Source organism: Miltoncostaea marina, from assembly GCF_018141525.1.
Taxonomy (GTDB): domain Bacteria; phylum Actinomycetota; class Thermoleophilia; order Miltoncostaeales; family Miltoncostaeaceae; genus Miltoncostaea; species Miltoncostaea marina.
In genome coordinates, this window is the sequence record NZ_CP064655.1 from 777,739 (window position 1) to 795,885 (window position 18,147).

17 protein-coding genes and 1 pseudogene are annotated in these 18,147 nt (G+C 77.5%); 7 read left to right on the top strand and 11 right to left on the bottom strand.

What is annotated here, in order from left to right; all coding sequences use genetic code 11:
• Nucleotides 1-54: 54 nt before the first annotated feature.
• From ITJ85_RS03815 to ITJ85_RS03825, 3 genes are all read right to left on the bottom strand, one after another.
• Entirely contained in the window at nt 55-2,040 is a 1,986-nt protein-coding gene (locus ITJ85_RS03815; RefSeq protein ID WP_217915033.1) for a S8 family peptidase, read from the bottom strand.
• An 8-nt stretch (nt 2,041-2,048) separates the two neighbouring features.
• Nucleotides 2,049-3,140 (bottom strand): hypothetical protein, encoded by a 1,092-nt coding sequence (locus ITJ85_RS03820; RefSeq protein ID WP_217915034.1) that lies wholly within the window; start codon nt 3,138-3,140, stop codon nt 2,049-2,051.
• Between the two features lie 169 nt (nt 3,141-3,309).
• Entirely contained in the window at nt 3,310-4,284 is a 975-nt protein-coding gene (locus ITJ85_RS03825; RefSeq protein WP_217915035.1) for a polyprenyl synthetase family protein, read from the bottom strand.
• Between ITJ85_RS03825 and ITJ85_RS03830 the strand changes: the two genes are divergently transcribed.
• Nucleotides 4,264-5,283 carry a zinc-dependent alcohol dehydrogenase gene (locus ITJ85_RS03830; protein ID WP_217915036.1) on the top strand — a complete coding sequence of 340 codons (1,020 nt, stop codon included), beginning with the start codon at nt 4,264-4,266 and terminating at the stop codon, nt 5,281-5,283. The genes ITJ85_RS03825 and ITJ85_RS03830 overlap by 21 nt on opposite strands.
• Nucleotides 5,284-5,289: 6 nt before the next feature.
• Here ITJ85_RS03830 and ITJ85_RS03835 read toward each other — a convergent pair whose 3' ends face one another.
• The 5 genes from ITJ85_RS03835 to argF form a co-directional block, all read right to left on the bottom strand.
• Nucleotides 5,290-5,694, bottom strand: coding sequence for a hypothetical protein (locus tag ITJ85_RS03835; protein WP_217915037.1), 405 nt, complete (start codon nt 5,692-5,694; stop codon nt 5,290-5,292).
• A 96-nt stretch (nt 5,695-5,790) separates the two neighbouring features.
• On the bottom strand, nt 5,791-7,002 hold the full coding sequence (locus tag ITJ85_RS03840) for an FIST signal transduction protein (protein ID WP_217915038.1): 1,212 nt from the start codon (nt 7,000-7,002) through the stop codon (nt 5,791-5,793).
• Nucleotides 7,003-7,044: 42 nt separating this feature from the next.
• Nucleotides 7,045-7,254 carry a putative signal transducing protein gene (locus ITJ85_RS03845; protein WP_217915039.1) on the bottom strand — a complete coding sequence of 70 codons (210 nt, stop codon included), beginning with the start codon at nt 7,252-7,254 and terminating at the stop codon, nt 7,045-7,047.
• 62 nt (nt 7,255-7,316) lie between these two features.
• Entirely contained in the window at nt 7,317-8,057 is a 741-nt protein-coding gene (locus ITJ85_RS03850) for a rhomboid family intramembrane serine protease (RefSeq protein ID WP_217915040.1), read from the bottom strand.
• A gap of 13 nt (nt 8,058-8,070) precedes the next feature.
• Complete coding sequence (gene argF, locus ITJ85_RS03855) at nt 8,071-9,033, bottom strand: ornithine carbamoyltransferase (protein ID WP_217915041.1); 963 nt, start codon at nt 9,031-9,033, stop codon at nt 8,071-8,073.
• On the opposite strand from argF, the gene ITJ85_RS03860 reads away from it, so the two are divergent.
• Nucleotides 9,014-9,988 carry a GGDEF domain-containing protein gene (locus ITJ85_RS03860; RefSeq protein ID WP_217915042.1) on the top strand — a complete coding sequence of 325 codons (975 nt, stop codon included), beginning with the start codon at nt 9,014-9,016 and terminating at the stop codon, nt 9,986-9,988. The genes argF and ITJ85_RS03860 overlap by 20 nt on opposite strands.
• A gap of 13 nt (nt 9,989-10,001) precedes the next feature.
• On the opposite strand, the gene ITJ85_RS03865 is transcribed toward ITJ85_RS03860, so the two are convergent.
• Entirely contained in the window at nt 10,002-10,478 is a 477-nt protein-coding gene (locus ITJ85_RS03865; protein ID WP_217915043.1) for a DUF4383 domain-containing protein, read from the bottom strand.
• Nucleotides 10,479-10,485: 7 nt separating this feature from the next.
• Complete coding sequence (locus ITJ85_RS03870) at nt 10,486-10,971, bottom strand: hypothetical protein (protein ID WP_217915044.1); 486 nt, start codon at nt 10,969-10,971, stop codon at nt 10,486-10,488.
• Nucleotides 10,972-11,012: 41 nt separating this feature from the next.
• Between ITJ85_RS03870 and ITJ85_RS03875 the strand changes: the two genes are divergently transcribed.
• The gene (locus ITJ85_RS03875) at nt 11,013-11,537 is read left to right on the top strand and encodes a TlpA family protein disulfide reductase (RefSeq protein ID WP_217915045.1); all 525 of its coding nucleotides are present in this window, start codon (nt 11,013-11,015) and stop codon (nt 11,535-11,537) included.
• Here the strand turns inward: ITJ85_RS03875 and ITJ85_RS03880 are convergent.
• Nucleotides 11,522-12,283: a phosphorylase family protein gene (locus tag ITJ85_RS03880; protein WP_217915046.1), complete on the bottom strand. Its 762-nt coding sequence runs from the start codon at nt 12,281-12,283 to the stop codon at nt 11,522-11,524. The two genes, ITJ85_RS03875 and ITJ85_RS03880, sit on opposite strands and share 16 nt — an antisense overlap.
• A gap of 624 nt (nt 12,284-12,907) precedes the next feature.
• Between ITJ85_RS03880 and tilS the strand changes: the two genes are divergently transcribed.
• From tilS to ITJ85_RS03900, 4 genes and pseudogenes are all read left to right on the top strand, one after another.
• The gene (gene tilS / locus ITJ85_RS03885) at nt 12,908-14,236 is read left to right on the top strand and encodes a tRNA lysidine(34) synthetase TilS (RefSeq protein WP_217915047.1); all 1,329 of its coding nucleotides are present in this window, start codon (nt 12,908-12,910) and stop codon (nt 14,234-14,236) included.
• Nucleotides 14,233-14,769, top strand: a complete 537-nt coding sequence (gene hpt, locus ITJ85_RS03890; RefSeq protein ID WP_217915048.1) for a hypoxanthine phosphoribosyltransferase — start codon at nt 14,233-14,235, stop codon at nt 14,767-14,769. Before tilS ends, hpt begins: the two co-directional genes overlap by 4 nt.
• A gap of 181 nt (nt 14,770-14,950) precedes the next feature.
• Nucleotides 14,951-16,809, top strand: a pseudogene (ftsH, locus tag ITJ85_RS03895) (ATP-dependent zinc metalloprotease FtsH).
• A gap of 79 nt (nt 16,810-16,888) precedes the next feature.
• Nucleotides 16,889-18,097, top strand: coding sequence for a PP2C family protein-serine/threonine phosphatase (locus ITJ85_RS03900; RefSeq protein WP_217915049.1), 1,209 nt, complete (start codon nt 16,889-16,891; stop codon nt 18,095-18,097).
• Nucleotides 18,098-18,147: the final 50 nt, after the last annotated feature.

Genomic DNA, 18,147 nt, shown 5'->3' on the forward strand with positions numbered 1-18,147 from the left:
GCCGAACCGTTCGACTGTATCCCACGTCGCGGCCGCCTCGCACAGGGCGACTGTTCAGTAACTGTGCGGTGTGTGGATCCGCGCGCGGGCGCCCCGGGGCGGCGCGCCGCAGGCCCGCCGCACGACCGCCCGGCGCGTCGCGACCGCGACGCCGGCGGGGCCGCGGACCGTCAGCCGCACCACCACCCGCCCGCACGGCAGGGCCCGCCGCGGCCGCAGCGCCGTGACCCGGCGCCGGCCCGCGGCCGCCCACCCGCCGGCGCGCGCGACCACCGCCCGGGCGCCCGCCCGGCGGGCCTCGACGCGGTACCGCAGGCGGCCCTCGCCGGCCCGCCCGGCGCGCCAGGCCACGCGCAGGCACGGCGCGCGCCGGGGCCCGCAGGCGGTCGCCCCCACGGCGAGCAGGCGCGCGCGGGGCCGGGCCGGCCGCGGGGCGGGTGGCGCGGCGGTGGGCGGGCCCGCGCCGGTGAACGGGCCCGCGGTGCGGGTGGCGCAGTTGCGGTTCGCGTCGCAGGCCGTCGCACGGAACCAGAGCGGCTGCGCCGGGCTCGCCTCGTAGCGGCCGTCGAGGGGCGCCGCGCCGCCCGTCGGGAGCGCCGCGAAGGCGGCGCCGTCGCGCGACCAACCCACCTCCAGCGCCACGCCGCCGGCGGTCTCGCGGCCGGGTGCCGAGGCGTCGTCGGCCGCCGCCCGCACCCGGACGGCGCCGGGCGACTCCTCGGCCGTGAACCGCAGCGCGGGCGCCGTGAGGTCGTAGCGCCGCGCGAGCTCCACCGCGGCCGTCACGTCGAGCACCCCGGCGCCGGTGCGCTCGTCCCAGCCGCCGCCGGCCGCCGGCCGCGCGGAGCGGCGGATGACGTGGGCGACCTGGTCGGCGCGCAGCCCCGGCTCCGCCTGGCGCACCAGCGCCGCGGCCCCGGCGACGAGCGGCGCCGAGAAGCTCGTGCCCTCGCCGTAGGCGTAGCGGCCGCGCCCGTGGAGCGGCCCCTCGAACGTCCGGTCGCACGGCCCGCCGGCCCACAGCGCGGCGGTCGCGGGGATGGCGGAGTAGACGCCCTCCGTGCACGGCCCCGCGCCGGCGCCCGGGGCGGCCACCGACACCGTGGGGCCGTGCGTGGAGAAGGGCGCCGGCCTGCCGAGCGGGTCCGTGGCGGCCACGCTCAGCCCGCTGCTCCAGCCGCCCTCGTGCCCGCCGAGGGCGGCCGCCGGGTACTCGGGCGCGTTGCCGTCGAGCGCGCCGTTGCCGGCCGAGGCGACCACCAGCACGTCGCGGCCCGCGGCGTAGTCCAGCGCGTCGCGCTCCACCTGCGACAGCCGGGGGCCGCCGATGCTCACGTTCACCACCCGGGCGCCCAGGTCGACGGCCGCCACGATGCCGGCCGCCAGGTCGGCGCTCGTCACGCCCGGGCCCGTCGACACGCGCACCGGCACGACCGGCGTGGCGCCGGCCACGCCGCGTCCTCCTGCGCCGTTGCCGTCGGCGGCGGCGATCAGCGCGGCGACGAAGGTGCCGTGGCCGACGAGGTCCTCGACCGAGCCGGCCCCGAGCACGTCGCGGCCCGGACGCACCCGGCCGGCCAGGTCGGGGTGGCCGGCGTCCACGCCCGAGTCGACCACGGCGACGGGCACGTCCGGCGCGCCGCCGCCCACCGCGGACAGGCCGCCGGCGGCGTTCACGGCGTCGAAGGCCCAGTCGAAGGCGCGGCCCGTGGCCGGGTCGATCGCCTGGGCCGGCTCGCCGTGCAGGCGCCGCTCCAGGCGGCGCTCCACGTAGTCCACCCCGCCGGCGTCCTCCAGGGCGGCGGCGACCGCGGCGCGGTCGCCGCCTGCCACGACGAGGGCGCCGAGCGGGCGGATGCGCTCCACCCGGGCGCCGGCCGCCCGCAGCTCGTGCGCGACGGCCGCCGCCGGCGCGCCGGCCTCCAGCCCGACCACCCACGACACGGGGCCGGCGGGCGGCGGCGTCGCGGCCGGGGCGGGCGTCGCCCCCGCCCCCGCGAGGGCGGCGAGGGCGAGCGCGGTGGCGGCGAGCCGGCCCACCGCGGCGCTCAGGCGCGCAGGCTGCGCGAGCGGGTGAGCGTGCGGGACGCGTCGCGGACGGTCAGCGTGGCCGTGACCCTCGCGCCGGCCCAGGCCCGGGGCACGCGCACGGTGCGCGTCACGACCCGCGTGCCGGCGGCGCCGGCGCCGCGGACGGTGCGGGTGGCGGTGCGCCCGTCGGCGCGCGCCCGCAGCCGCAGCGTCCACACCACCCGGCCCGCGCCGCGCGCCCAGCCGATGCGCGCCCGGATCGCGCCGCCGCGCCGGGTGAGGGCGAAGCTGCGCACCACCAGCGGCTGCGCCGCCGGGGGCCGGACCGCCCCCGTCCCCGCCGCCGCCGGCGCGGGGCCCGCCGCCGGCGGCGCGGCGACCGGCGCCGCGGCGGGCGGCGCGGCCGCGCCGGCGGTGAAGGCGAACGGCGCGAGCCCCGGCTCGGGGGCGAAGTCGAAGTAGTCGTCGTAGTAGCCCTGGTAGATCGACCCGAAGTGCAGGGTCGTCGGCGTCCCGGGGAGGACGCCGAGCTCGCCCGCCGCCATCGACCAGACGACGTCGGTGGCGCCCGAGGGGAGGCCGATCAGGGAGCCTGACGAGACGGGCTGCCAGTCGACGCCGCTCCAGCGCGTCGCGCCGACGGCGTCGGTGCCGGTCTGGCCGATGATCGAGACGGCGACGTCGGCGCCGTCGAACGTGGGCGAGCCCGTCGCCGGGTTCCCGTCCGCGTTGACGAACGTGGTGACGGCGTCGCCCTCGACGAGCGCGTTCGTGTCCAGCCCGATCGCCACCGTGTAGCGGCCGTCGTCGCTCGTGAACGGCATCATCGTCGTCAGGTCAGGCGCGAGCAGGCTGTCGCCGAGGGCGTCGCCGAACACGGCGCTCGCCGTGACCGCCCTCAGTCGTCCGCCCGACGGCCGCGGCAGCGGCCGCGCCGTGGCCTGGGGGACCGGCACGGCGGCCTCGACGGCGTCCGCCATCGAGGCGCGGGCGTCCGCCGCGTCGTCCGCCAGCGCGGGGGGCGCGGCGGCCCCCGCCGCCATCGCGGCGCCCGCGCAGCACAGCAGTGCGGCGCGCCGCGCGGCGCGCCTCGTCCTCTCCGACCTCATCGCGACATCTCCATCCCTGGTGGCCGCCGGGGGCTCGTCCCCCGGGACCTCGGTCGCACCAGGATCCGCCCCGGGCGCCCGGCCGGTCATCGGCCGTTCGGATGGTCGGGGGGTGGACGGCCGGGCGGGACGGCTGCGGGGAACCCGCAGGCGGCCGCGGGGCCGACCCCTAGTGCTGGCGCGCGAAGGTGAGGTCGGCGATGCCCACCAGGTCGTCGGCCGGTCCCGGCAGGGCGCCGAGGGCCCGGAGCGTGCGCTCGTGGGTCTCGGCGGCCAGCCGCCGCGCCCCGGCCAGGCCGTACGCGCTCACGTACGTCACCTTGCCGCGCTTGGCGTCGCCGCCCACGGCCTTGCCGAGGCGCTCCTCGGAGCCCTCGACGTCGAGGATGTCGTCGACGATCTGGAACAGCAGCCCCAGCTCGCGGGCGAACGTGCGCAGCGCGGCGTCGACGGCCGGCCCGGGCCGCGCCAGGACGAGGGCGCAGTGGACCGCGCAGGCCATCAGGCGGCCGGTCTTCAGCGCGTGCACCCGGCGCAGCGCCGTGCCGGAGGCGGCGCCCGCGTCCTGCAGGTCGAGGAACTGGCCGCCCACCATGCCGCCGACCCCGGTGGCGCGGCTCAGCTCGAGCAGGATCCCCACCTGCGCCGCCGGCCCGCCGTCCTGGCGCTCGGCCACCAGCCGGACGGCCTCGGCGAAGAGCGCGTCGCCGGCCAGGATCGCGGTGTCCTCGCCGAACAGCTTGTGGCAGGTCGGCCGCCCGCGGCGCAGGTCGTCGTCGTCCATCGCCGGCAGGTCGTCGTGGATCAGCGAGTAGGTGTGGACGAGCTCGAGCGCGGCGGCCGCCGGCAGCAGCCGCTCGGCGGGCTCGCCCAGCGCCTCGCAGGTGGCGAGCGCCAGCACGGGGCGGATCCGCTTGCCCCCGGCCAGCAGGGAGTGGCGCATGGCCTTGACGAGCCCCTCGGTGCCCGCCATCTCCTCGCGCTCGAGGGGGTCGGTGGCCGCGAAGTCGAGGCCCTGGAGGTACTCCTCGACGAGCGTGCGCAGGTGCTCTGGGTAGGGCGTGGAAACCTCCGGTGGGGACGCCGCGGCGCAGCCTAGTGGGTGTAGCGTCGGGTGGAGGGCATGCGAACACTGATGCTGCACGGCGCGGGGGACCTGCGCCTGGAGGAGGTCCCCGACCCGCGCCCCGGGCCCGGCGAGGTCGTCGTGGCCGTGGAGGCCGCGCTGACCTGCGCGACCGACGCGAAGATGCTCGCCGCGGGGGCCCACCCCGCGCTCGGGCCGCTGCCGGCGCCGCTCGGGCACGAGGTGGCCGGCGCGGTCGCCGAGGTGGGCGTGGGCGTGCGCGGGCTGCGCGAGGGCGACCGCGTGATCGTGGGCAACTCGGCCGGCTGCGGGCGCTGCCCGGACTGCGCCGCCGGGCGGCCCAACCTGTGCGCCGGGATCGTGTTCCTGACCGGCGCCTTCGCCGACCGCCTGCGGGTGCCGGCGCCGATCGTCGAGCGCAACGTGCACCCGATCCCGGCCGGCATGCCGCCGGAGGTGGCGGCGATGGCCGAGCCGTTCGCCTGCGCCGTGCACACGGCCGCGCGGTGCGGGGCCGTCGAGGGGCGGCAGGTGCTCGTGCTCGGCGGCGGCGTGCAGGGCCAGCTGCTGACGCGCCTGCTCGCCGCGGCGGGCGCGGCGGTGCACGTGGCCGACCCGCACGCCGACCGCCGCGAGCGCGCGCTGCGCATGGGCGCGGCGGGCGCGCACGCGGTGCCGCGCGATCCCGCCGGCGTCGCGGCGCTGCGGGCGGCGCTCGGCGACGGGCGCGGCGCGGGGCTGGTGGTCGAGGCCGTCGGCCGCCCCCAGGCCTGGCAGGCGGCGGTCGCCCTGGCGCGCCCGGGCGGCGAGGTGGTGCTGCACGGCGGCTGCCCGGCCGGCTCGGTCGTCGAGCTGCCGACCGGCCCGCTGCACTACTCGGAGATCACGATCCGCGGGTCGTTCCACCACACGCCCGACGCGTTCCGCGCGGCGCTCGGCCACCTGTCACGCGACCCGGCGCCCGCCCGCGAGCTGCTGCGCGGGCCCATCGGCCTCGATGGCGTCGCGGAGGCGCTCACGGCCGCACGGGGCGAGAAGCACCCCGTGCGGCCGTAGCGTGAATCACATCTTGTCGAGCAGGTTCTTCAACTTGCCGAACTGCTCCGACTGCGAACGCAGCGTCGCGAGCTCCTTCTCCTGGGCGCGCACCACGCCCGCGAGCTCCTGCAGGGCGTCCATCGCCTTGGCGAGGGCCGCCGACGCGTCGCCGGACTGGGTCGCCCCCCGGCCCGCGCCGCGGCGCCCGCGGCTCCCGCGCGGCGCGCGCGGTTGCAGGGCGGCGCCGCGCTGGCGGGCCACCCGGTAGTAGTTGGCGGCGACGGTGCCGGCGCGCCGCCCCGTCTGCTCGGAGAGTCGCTGGAACGCGTTCGTGCGGCTGAGGCCCTCGTCCTTCATGAGCTGCTCGACCTGCTCGAAGATCTCGTTGCCGATGCTTCCGCGACGCCCGCCGTCCCCTGCTTCGTCCACGTGACCTCCACCGATTTGTACATGTCGGGCGGAGTATGCACCGCGGTCACACGAGGAGAAACATCGACACGCAATTCACATGGAGGGCGGTGTGAACTACACGTCGGGGTGATCCCCGGGCTCGACGCCGAACAGCACCATCGTGGCGGTGAAGCCGTGCAGGAAGCTGCGCCCGCCGACGGGCCCGATCTCGCCGTTGCAGAACAGCCCGGCGACGGGCACGGGCCCCAGCTCCGCGGCGATCGCCGACGCGTCGTGGTCGGGCTCCGCGAACATGTTGCTGCCGCGGCCGTTGCACGTGAACAGGATGGCGCCGCCCGGCTCGGCGTCGCCGAGCTCGGCCCGCGCGCGCCGCAGGGCCAGGCGCAGGTCCTCGTCGGCGGAGTCCGCGTCGCGCACGTGGAAGCGCATCGTCTGGCCCACGCGCACGCCCTGGCCGACCATCAGCGCGCCGCTCTCGCGGTCGCCCCCGTGGATGGGCCGCACCAGGAAGTCGCCGCGCTCGTACTCGGGCCGGTTCTCGTCGATGACGACGCCGGTCAGCAGGCCGTTGAGGGCGAGGTCGCGCTCCCGCGGCTCGAGCGCCTCGATCACCTCCTGCAGCTTCTGCAGCGCGGGCCGGCCGGCGAGCTCGTGCACTGCCGCGCCCTCGGCCGCGGTCACCGTCATCTCCGGCCCCACCGGCCGGCAGCCCTGGCTGACGACGGTCCGCAGGTGCGCCCCGCGCAGGGCCACGGCCACCGCGCCCTCCTCGAGCACGTCCCGGCCCGCGAAGAGCCGGTGGTCGCCCTGGCGCCGGGCGCCCGAGACCAGGCCGCCCACCACCACCGGGGCGCCGGGCTCCTGGTTGAGCTCGTCGAGCAGGCCGTCCGCCGGGAAGGTGAACGGGTCGGCCAGCATGACGACGGGGCCGATGTTGCCGGCGGGCGCGTCGGCGACGGCGTCCGGCCAGCCCAGCACGCCGAGCCCCTCGCCGAGCGGGCGCGCGACCAGCCGGAAGGGGATCACCTCGATGCCGGGCAGGCGCGCCGCCCACACCGCCAGCCCGCTGCCGCCCTCCACCTCGCGCCCCTCGGCGACCACGGCCTCGGCCATCCCGCCGATGAGGTGCTCGGGGGCGAGCTCGCCGTGGACCGCCTCGAGCAGCGCGTCGCCGTCGTCGCAGAGGTCCGGCGAGGCGAACACCACGACGAGGGTCGGCGCCCCGGGGCCCAGCCCGGCCCGCGCCGCCGCGCACGCCTCGGCGGCCGCCGCCCGGGCGTCCGCCGACCGCGACAGGCCGGCGCCGAATGTCGCGCGCGCTCCCACGCCGACGATGATGGCGCACCGGCCCGGCCCGCGCCCGTCTTCTCAGGCGGGCGCGTCGCCGATCGGCTCGTAGGGGTCGAGCAGCGCCCGGGCCTCGAGCTCGCGGTCGGCGGGCACGAGCAGCTCGCGCGGTCCGCCGGCGAGCATGTCCGGCACGTCCATCGTCGTGCGGCGCACCAGCACGGGGATGTCCAGCTCGGCGAGCAGGCCGGCGAGCATCTCGGCCTCCGGCTGGTGGCGGGCGAAACCCACGCGCACCCAGCGCGCGGGCTCCGGTCGGCGCGGGCCCCGGCGGAGCAGCCCCACGGCCCGCCTCACCAGCGCGGCACGGAGAGCGGCGCCGCGGGCGGCGGCGGCTCCTCGCGGCCGAGCAGGAAGGGCCGGATCAGCACCGCGCCGGCCACGAAGCCGCCGATGTGCGCGAGGTAGGCCACGCCGCCGCCGTTCGAGGTGGCGGCGTCGCCCAGGTAGAGGAACTGGGTCGCGAAGTAGATCCCGAGCCAGATCCAGGCGGGCAGCTTGAACGGCAGGAAGACCAGCGGCAGCACCACCGTCCAGATGCGCACGCGCGGCCACAGCACGAGGTAGGCGCCGAGCACCCCCGAGATGGCGCCCGACGCCCCGATCAGGGGGATCGTCGAGCCCGGGTCGGAGGCCGACTGCGCGAGGCCGGCGGCCGCCCCGCAGAGGAGGAAGAACGGCACGAAGCGCAACCGCCCCAGGCGATCCTCGACGTTGTTGCCGAAGACCCACAGGAACAGCATGTTGAAGATCAGGTGGAGGGCGTCCGCGTGCAGGAACTGGCTGGTGACCAGGCCCGTCCAGCGGTCCTGCCGCTGGTTCAGCGCCAGGCAGGCGTCGTCGGGGCGCTGGGGGCCGTCGATCACGTGCTCGGCGATGAGGCCGTACTCGCAGATGAACGCCTGGCGGCCCCCCAGCGAGCCGTCGTCGGGCTTCGCCGACTGGTACGCGAAGACGAGTGTCGCGATGACGATCAGCGCGATCGTCAGGTAGGCCGGACGCCGGGTGGGGTTGACGTCCTTGAGCGGGATCACCCGGGGCCGGGCCTCACCGGGGCGGGGGAAGGATGTGCGCCAGCAGGGCCGCCTGGGCGTGCATCCGGTTCTCGGCCTGGTCCCAGACGGCCGAGCGCGGTCCGTGCAGGACCTCGTACGTGATCTCGTCGCCGGCGTGGGCCGGCAGGCAGTGGAGGGCGACCGCGTCGGGCGCCGCCGCGTCCATCAGGGCGTCGTCGATGCGGTACGGCGCGAACACGGCCCGCCGCTCCCCCTCCGAGCCCTCGTCGCCCATCGACACCCACGTGTCGGTGTAGAGCGCCCGCGCACCGGCGACGGCCTCGCGCGGGTCCTCCACCACCCGGGCCGCGCCGCCGCGCTCGCGGGCGACCGCGTCGGCCCAGGCGACGGTCTCCGGGTCGGGCGCGAACCCCGGCGGGCAGGCCGCCGTCACCCGCATGCCGGTCAGCGCGCCGACGATCATCAGCGACACGCACACGTTGTTGCCGTCGCCGAGGTAGGTCACCGGCAGGCCGGCGAGGTCGCCGAAGCGCTCGAGCAGGGTCTGCGCGTCGGCGAGCGCCTGGCAGGGGTGGTGCTCGTAGGTGAGGCCGTTGACGACGGGCACGCCGGCGTGGCGGTCGAGCTCCTCGAGGGTGGCGTGGGGCCCCGTGCGCAGCACGACCGCGTCGACCATCCGGCCGAGCACCTTGGCGGTGTCCTCGACGGTCTCGCCGCGGCCCAGCTGCAGGTCCGACGACGACAGCACCATGCTGGTGCCGCCGAGGCGGGCGATGCCGCTCGCGAACGAGACGCGCGTGCGGGTGGACGGGCGCTCGAAGATGAGGGCGACCACCCGGCCGGCGAGCATCGGCGGCCAGCCGGCGTCGCGCGTCGCGCGCAGGCGCATCGCGAGCTCGAGCACCGCCCGGATCGCGTCCGGCGGGTGGTTCCGCATCGTCAACAACGAGCGGCCGGGCATGGCCGGATGCGGCGTGAACGGCGCTGGGGTCACCGCGGGAGTCTATCCGCCGGCGATCCGTCCGACCCCGCCATTAGGGTCGCCGCCGTCCTCCACGGAAGGCCGTCAGATCCCCGACGCGGTCCACGATCGATACGCGGCGCGCGAGCGCCGGGCGCACGCCCGGCGTCGCGGCATCGCCCTCGCCGCGGCGATCCTGGTCCCGGCCCTGCTGGTGCTGGCGGGCGCGACGTCGGCCTGGCCCCTCTTCTCGCTGCCGCTCGCGCTGGCGCTGCCGCTGGGCGGCGCGCAGGGCATGGCCGCCGCGCTCGCGGCCGCGGGCCTCACCGTGACCGTCGCCTCCGGGCGGCCCGGCGTGGACGGCACCGCGCTGGGCCTCGGCCTCGCCGCCTTCGCGGCCACCGGGCTCGCCGTGGGCGCCCGCCACCGCGCGCAGGCCCGCGAGGCCCGGCGCATCGCGAGCCAGTCGATCACCGACCGCCTCACGGGCGTCCACAACTACGCGTTCTTCGCCGACGCGCTGCCGCGCGAGTGCCGCCGGGCCGAGCGCTACGGCGCGCCGCTGTCGCTCGTGCTGCTCGACATCGACGACTTCAAGGGCTTCAACGACCGCCACGGCCACGACGCCGGCAACCGCCTGCTGAGCGCGGTGGGCGAGCGCATCCGGGCCAACTGCCGCGCGTCGGACATCGCGGCCCGCTACGGCGGGGAGGAGTTCGCGCTGCTCGTGCCCGGGCCGGCCGAGGAGGCGCTCGAGGCCGCCGAGCGCATCCGCGCCGCCGTGGCGGCGGTGGCGGTGCTCGTGGCCGGCGGCGAGCACGCCGTGGCCACCGTCTCGGCGGGCGTGGCCGAGTACCACCACGGCGAGGAGGACGACGGCTCCCGGCTGCTCGACCAGGCCGACAAGGCGCTCTACCACTCGAAGGCCACCGGCAAGGACCGCGTCAGCCGGTTCGCGCCCGAGCACCGCTGGATGGCCGCCTCGTAGGGCCGGCCGCGCGCTAGTGCGGCTCCGCCTCCTCGCCGGCGGCGGCGTCCGCCGGGCGGTCGAGCACCGTCGCCAGCGCCCGGGGGAACGGGGCGGCCGCCGCGAGCAGCGAGAGGGCGGCGAGCGCCAGGTGCAGCGCCACGACGTCCCCGTCCCGCGTGAGGAGCTGGGTGGCCGAGTCGCCGATCGCCACCGCGAGCAGCGCCCACAGCGCCAGCAGGACGCCCGCGCCGACGAGGTAGGCGCGGCAGCCGGCGGTGCGCGCGCACATCGCGACCCCGACGAGCCCGAGCAGGAGCCAGGCGAGCCCGGTCAGCGGGTGCACCGTGAAGACCAGGAACTCCTCGGCGCTGTCCGAGCCGAGGTCGTCGAGGCTCGTCTTCAGCACGCCCAGCAGGCCAAGCGTCACGAGCAGCCCGCTCACCAGCCGGCCGATCGCGGTCACGGCGCGGGCGCGCGGGCCGTCGATGGGCGGGAGGGCCGGGCTCATGCGGCGCCTAACCTAACCGCTCGCCCACGAGCCGCTCCACCGCGAGCGCGGCGACGACGCCCACGAGGGCACCGGCGGCGATGTCGGCCGGCTCGTGCTCCGCCGCGGCGACCCGCGCCAGCAGGCCGGCCGCGGCCGCGACCGCGAGGGCCCGGCGCACGCGCGGTCGGCCCTGCCGGCGGCGAGCGCGATGGCCACGAGGCGGCCGCGTGGCGGCTGGGGAAGCCGCCCTCCGTCCGGGCGCCGGGCCGCGGGCGGCCGAGGCGGTCGCGCAGCGCCCGCGCGACCAGGCTCGCCCCGCGCCCGCCGCCAGCGCCTCCATGCCCGCGCCCCGCGTCGGCGCCCGCGCCACCATGGCCGCCACCACGATGCGGAACGCCGGGCTCATCGCGCCCGCCACCGCCCGCGCCGCCCCCGGGCCGGCGGGCAGGGCGTGCGTTGCGCGGCGCACCGCCGTGCCGAGCCGCCGGTCCATGCGGGAGAGCGCCCTCATCGCCGGGCGAGGCTACCGGTGCCCGTTGCTATCGTCGGCGCGTGGTCCGCGCGCTCGTCCTGGCCCTGCTCGTCGGCGTGGCCGCCGTGGCCGCCGGGTGCTCGGAGACCGCGGGGCTCGGCGGCGAGGTCGACCAGCGGCTGCGCCCGGTGGCCGAGCGCGCCCCCGCGCCGCGCTTCTCGGTGCCGCGGCTCACCGGCGAGGGCGCCTTCGATCTGGCGGAGCGCCGCGGCCGCCCCGTGCTCCTCAACTTCTGGGCCTCGTGGTGCGACCCGTGCCGCAGGGAGATGCCCGCGCTCGCCGAGTTCGCGCGCGAGCACCCCGAGATCGACGTCGTGGGCCTCGCCGTCAACGACCGGCCCGACGACAGCCGGCGCTTCGCCGACCGCGTGGGTGCCCGCTTCGACCTGGGGATCGACCGCCGCGGCGACGTCGCCGCCGACTTCGACGTCCCCGGCCTGCCCGTCACCGTGGTGATCTACCGGCAGGGGCGCGTCGCCTCCAACCACGTCGGCCCGATCGACCGGGCGCAGCTCGACTCCTACGCGGATCAGCTCGGCTCCTGAGCGCCGCCGCGGGCGACCGCGCCGCCCCCGCCGTTCCCGCCCGCGGCCCCGGTGAGCCCGTCGAGGGCCGCGGCGCACACCGCCATCCCCAGCTCCCGCAACGCCCGGGCGCCCATCCACGCGTCCTCCGCCCCGGCCAGCACGTTCGACACGCCGAGCACGCAGCCGGCCGCCACGCCGTGGCGGCCGGCGAGCGCGAAGATCGTGGCGGCCTCCATCTCGACCGCCAGCAGCCCGCGCGCCGCCCAGCCGGGCGCCCGCGGGCCCGCCGGGTCATGGAAGAGGTCGGTCGAGACCACCGGCCCCCGCGCCCACGCCCGTCCCGAGGCGACCGCGGCCGCGACCAGCCGGTCCGTCAGCGGCGCGTCCGGCGGCGGCGACGTCGTCCCGGCGAGCGTCAGGCCCACGCCGTCGTCGGCCACCGCGGCGTCCGCCACCACCAGCGCGCCGGCCGGCAGGTCGGGCTGCAGGCCGCCGCACGATCCCGCCCGCACGAGCGCCCGCGCGCCCAGCTCGACGAGCTCGGTCACCACGATCGCCGTGCTGGCGCCGCCCATCCCCGTCGCCTGGATCGACACCGGCACGCCCCGCCAGCGGCCCGTGAACCCGAGCAACCCGCGCGCCCGCGTCGTCTCGCGCGCGCCCTCGAGCAGCTCGCGGGCCGCGAGCGCCGCCCGGTCGGGGTCGCCGGGGCAGACGACGAGCTCCGCCAGCTCCGCCGGCGAGGTGGTGAGGTGGACGGGCACCGCCCGTCCAGCCTACGGCCCGTCCCGGTCGCCGGCCTCGGGGGACGCGCCGATCGGGCGGGCGCCCGGGGTCCACTCGGACCTCTCGCCGCCCCGGCCGGCAGGCCCGCGGACGGCCCGTCGGCGGGGAGGGGTCCGATCGGCCGAGCGGTCGAGGTCCACTTGGACCATCCCCGTGAGCGAAGGCTCGGGGCCCGCGCCGGCATCGCCGCCTCCGGACGGCCCTCGGCGGGGGCGGTTCAATTGGGCGGATGCTCGGGGTCCACTTGGACATCCCTGCCACCGGAGGCCCTCGGGCGGCCCGTCGGGCGGGTCCGGCCGATCGGGCGAGCGGTCGAGGTCCACTTGGACCGTCCCATCGACACGGCCCCCGGAGGGCCGGTCGGGCGGCTCCCGCCGCCGGCCGTCCATGTGGGCGGAGGCTCGGGGTCCACTTGGACATCTCTGCCACCGGCGTGCCCTCGGGCGGCCCGTCGGCGGGAAGGGTCCGATCGCGCGAGCGGTCGAGGTCCACTTGGACCGTCCCCCATCGAGGCGCCCTCCGGGGGCCTCGCGGGACCGGCCGCCCGGGCGCCCGCCGACCGCCTGCCGACGTCGCGTGGGCGGGCAGGCGATAATCCGCCCGTGCCGAGCTCCCTCGCGGCCCGGGTCGCCGACCATTGCCGACGTCACGGCCTCCTGCCGCCGGGGCGGCCGGTGCTCGCGATGGTCTCGGGCGGCGCCGACTCCACCTGCCTGATGCACCTGCTGGCCGAGGTCCACGACGGGCCGGTCGGGGTGCTGAGCGTCGACCACGGGCTGCGCGAGGCGTCGGCGGAGGAGGCGGCCGCGGTGGCCGCGGCGGCGGAGGGCCTCGGCTTGCGGGCGCACGTCGCGGCGCCGGGCCTGGCGCCGGGGCCGGCGGTGCAGGAGCGGGCGCGCGAGGCGCGGCTGGCGGCGGCGCGGGCGACCGCGGCGGAGTGGGGCTACGAGCGCATCGCGACCGGGCACACCGCGAGCGACCAGGCCGAGACGGTGCTCTTCCGGATGGCGCGCGGCACCGGGCGAACCGGGGCCCTGGGGATGGCGCCCCGGGCGGGCGACCTGGTGCGGCCGCTGCTGGCCGTGTCGGGCGAGGAGACGCGCGCGTGGTGCGCCGAGCGCGGCCTGGACGTCGTGCGCGACCCCTCCAACGAGGACCCCGCGTACGCGCGGGCGCGGGTGCGGGGCGGCCTGCTGCCCGCGCTGCGCGAGGTGCACCCGGCGGCCGAGCGGCACGTCGCCGCCCTCGCGGCGACGCTGCGCGACGAGGCCGAGCTGCTGGAGCCACTCGTGGACGCCGCGTGGGCGCGGGCGGCCGCGCCGGCGGGGGACGGGCTGGCGGTGGCCGCGCTCCGCACGGAGCGGCCTGCCATGCGGCGGCTGCTGGCCCGGCGCCTGATCGCCGCGGCGGGGCTCGGCGGCGACGCGCTCGGCGCCGCGGCGGTGGAGCGCGTGCTCGCGCTCGCCGCGGGCGGCGGGGCGGCCGCCGGCCTGCCGGGCGGCGGGCGCGCGCTCGTGGAGCGCGGCGCGCTGGTGGTGAGCGGGCCGCCCGGGCCGGCGCCCGCGCCGGCCCGGCTGGGCGTGCCGGGCGTCGCGCGCTTCGGCGGCGCGACGCTGCGCGCCCGCCCGGGCGAGGGGCTGCCCCCCTCGCCGGAGCGCGTCGCGGTGCGCCCGGAGCTCGCGGGCGGCGCCGGTGCCGAGCACCTGCGGGTGCGCGCGCCCCGCGACGGCGACCGCCTGCCCCTCCCGGGCGGCGGGCACCAGGCCGTCGGCCGGCTGCTCGCCGCGCGCGGCGTGCCGGCGCGGCTGCGCGCGGGCGTCCCCGTGGTCGCCAGCGGCGACCGCGTCGTATGGGTGGCCGGCCACCGCGCGGCGGACGACCTCGTCGTGCGCGCCGGCCCGGCACTGGTCCTCGAGATGGAGCGGGCATGAGCACGGAGGCAGCGGCGGAGATCGGCGACGTCCTCATCGGCGAGGAGGAGCTGCAGCGGCGCGTGTCCGAGCTGGCGGCGCAGATCTCCGCCGACTACGCGGGCCGCGAGCTGCTCGTGATCGGCGTGCTGAAGGGCGCGGTCTTCTTCATCGCCGACCTCGTGCGGCGCCTGGAGGTGCCGTGCGAGCTCGACTTCATGGCCGTCTCGTCGTACGGCTCCTCGACCCACTCATCCGGCGTCGTGCGGATCCTGAAGGACCTCGACACCCCGATCGCCGGCCGCCACGTGCTGGTGGTGGAGGACGTCATCGACTCGGGGCTGACGCTCTCCTACCTGATGAAGAACCTCGCCTCGCGCGACCCGGCGTCGCTCGAGATCTGCAGCCTGCTCACCAAACCGGGCCACCGGCGGCTCAGCATGCGCACCCGCTACGTCGGCTTCGACCTGCCGGACGTGTTCGTGATCGGCTACGGGCTGGACCACCAGGAGCGGCACCGCACGCTGCCGTACATCGCCGCCCTGCGGCTGTAGGGGGCCCGCCGGACCGCTGCTATCCTCGGCGCGGAGGCACGATCCGTCGTCGCGGTCATCGCACCCGGGCCGGTCGACGCCCGTCCCGAGGGTCGTCAGGAGCACGGTGAGCAAGTTCCTCAAGAGCGCGGCGTTCCCGATCCTGATCGTGATCCTGCTGGTGTTCGTGGCCCAGCGGCTGGTGGTCTCCTCGGAGCCGTCCACCCCGGCGCCCACCTTCGACCAGTTCGTCACCATGATCGGCCAGGGCGAGGTCGAGCGGGCGACGATCAAGGTGGAGTCCAAGGAGGTGGACGTCACCCTGAAGGACGAGCGCACCTTCACCACCGGCTACCCCGAGGACTACTCGGAGAACCTGGTCAACCAGCTCGAGGCCAACAAGGTGCCCTTCCAGGTCAAGGGCATCTCCCAGTCGCCCTGGTGGTCGAGCCTGATCTGGCTGGCGCCCTTCATCCTGTTCATCGGCTTCTGGATCTACCTGATGAACCGCATGCAGGGCGGCGGCTCCAAGGTGATGAGCTTCGGCAAGTCGCGCGCCAAGCGGATGTCGGCCGACGCCCCCAAGATCACCTTCGCCGACGTGGCCGGCGCCGACGAGGCGGTCGAGGAGCTGCACGAGATCAAGGAGTTCCTCGAGAACCCCAAGAAGTTCCAGGCGCTGGGGGCCCGCATCCCCAAGGGGGTGCTGCTGTTCGGCCCGCCCGGCACCGGCAAGACCCTCCTGGCCCGGGCGGTGGCCGGCGAGGCCGGGGTGCCCTTCTTCTCGATCTCGGGGAGCGACTTCGTCGAGATGTTCGTCGGCGTGGGCGCATCCAGGGTGCGCGACCTGTTCGAGCAGGCCAAGCAGTCGAGCCCCTGCATCATCTTCATGGACGAGATCGACGCCGTCGGCCGCCACCGCGGGGCGGGCCTGGGCGGTGGCCACGACGAGCGCGAGCAGACCCTCAACCAGCTGCTGGTCGAGATGGACGGCTTCGAGGCCAAGGACAACATCATCCTGATCGCGGCCACCAACCGGCCCGACATCCTCGACCCGGCCCTGCTGCGCCCCGGCCGCTTCGACCGCCAGATCGTGGTCGACCGCCCCGACCGCGAGGGGCGGGCCAAGATCCTGCGCGTCCACACCAAGGGCAAGCCGATCGCCAAGGACATCGACCTGATGGCCCTGGCCGGCCAGACCCCCGGCTTCACCGGCGCCGACCTGGCCAACCTGGTCAACGAGGCGGCGCTGCTTGCGGCCCGAAAGGGCCGGCGGGTGATCGACCAGGCCGAGCTCGAGGAGGGGATCATGCGCGTGATCGCCGGCCCCGAGAAGAAGTCGCGCCTGCTCTCGGAGAAGGAGCGGGTGGTGACCGCCTACCACGAGATGGGCCACGCCCTGGTCGGCCACTTCCTGCCCGAGGCCGACCCGGTCCACAAGATCAGCGTGGTCAGCCGCGGCCAGGCCCTCGGCTACACCATCTCGATGCCGGCCGAGGACACCTTCCTGACCACCCGCGCCCAGCTCGAGGACCAGATGGCGATGACCCTCGGCGGGCGGGCCGCCGAGGAGCTGTCTTCTCCGAGATCACCACCGGGGCGGCCAACGACCTGGAGAAGGTGACCGCCACCGCCAAGCAGATGACGATGCGCTTCGGCATGTCCGACAAGCTCGGCCCGCGGGTGCTCGGCCACAACCAGGGCGCCCCCTTCCTCGGCCGCGACATGCACTCCGAGCCCGACTACTCCGATGACCTGGCCCGCACCATCGACTCGGAGATCCGGCGCATCATCGAGGAGGCCCACCAGCGGGCCCGCGACATCCTCACCGAGCACCGCTTCGAGCTCGAGCGCCTCTCGCAGATCCTGCTGCGCCGCGAGACCATCGAGCGCGACCAGTTCATCGCCCTGCTCGACGGCGCCTCCGAGGACCGGGTCTTCGCCGCCGCCGACGCCCGCGCCGCCGAGCTGGCCCGCGCCGCCGACCAGGCCAGCCCCGAGCCCCCCAAGCCCAAGCGCCTGCCCTACCCCGGCGCCGGGGAGCCCCTCACCGACCTGTGACGGGGGCCGGCGCGGGCGGATATCGTCGCCCGGCCATGCGCCGCCGCCGCCCACGAACCGCACCGCCACGTTGAGCGCAGTGCACCCGTCCCCGACGCCCGGCGACCGCAGCGGGGCCATCCGCGTGCTCCTGGTGGAGGACGACGACGGCGACGCCTTCCTGGTCGAGGAGGAGCTCGCCGAGCTCGCCACGCCGTTCGTCGTCACGCGGGCGCGCACCGTGCGGGAGGCGCTCGAGGCGCTCGACCAGCTCGGGCCGGTGGTGGACTGCGTGCTGCTCGACCTGGGCCTGCCGGACTCGATGGGGCTCGACGCGCTGGCGCGGGTGCGCGAGGCCGCGCCGAGCCTGGCCGTTGTGGTGCTGACGGGGCTCGACGACGAGGCGGCCGGTGTGCGGGCGGTGCAGTCGGGCGCCCAGGACTACCTGGTGAAGGGGCAGTCGCGCGGCGACGCCCTGCTGCGCGCGATCCGCTACGCGATCGGCCGCAGCCACGGCGAGGAGGCGCGCCGCCAGCTCGAGATCGCCGCCGTCCACGCCCAGGAGAACGCCCGCCTTGAGCGCGGCCTGCTGCCGAGCCCGTCGGTCGACGACGCGTCGATCCGGGTCACCACCTGCTCCCGCCCCGGGCGCCGGCGCGCGCTGCTCGGGGGCGACTTCTTCGACGTGGTCGAGACGCCCGACGGCGTCCTGCACGTGCTGATCGGCGACGTCTGCGGCCACGGCCCCGACGAGGCGGCGCTCGGCGTGTGCCTGCGCAGCTCGTGGCGCGCGCTGGTGCTGTCGGGCGCCCGCGGCAACCTGGTGCTGGCCACGCTCCAGCGCGTGCTGGAGCGCGAGCGCCACCTCGCGAGCCTGTTCGCGACGGTCTGCGCGGTCGAGATCGCGCCGGGCAGGCGCGACCTCACGATGTGGCGGGCGGGCCACCTGGCGCCGCTGCTGCTGTCCGGCGGCGCGGTGACGCCGCTGCCCGAGCGCCCTGGCGGACGGCCGCTCGGGGTGGCGTCCGAGGGCTGGCCGGAGGTGCGGGTCGACCTGCCGGAGGGCTGGTCGCTGCTGCTCTACACCGACGGCCTGAGCGAGGCGCGGGTGGGCGACGACCTGCTGGGCGACGACGGCCTCGTGCGGCTGGTCGCCGAGCACGTGATGGGCGACGGCCCGGCCGACGCGCCGCGCGCCCGCCTGGAGGGCCTCATCGAGCGGGTGGAGGACCTGCACGGCGGCCCGCTGCGCGACGACGTCGCCCTGCTGATGCTCGAGTCGCGCGCCGGGGGCCGCGGGGCGGGGTGACCGGCGAGGGGTCCGAGGGGCCGCCGCCGAGGCGATCGTCCCGGCTGGCG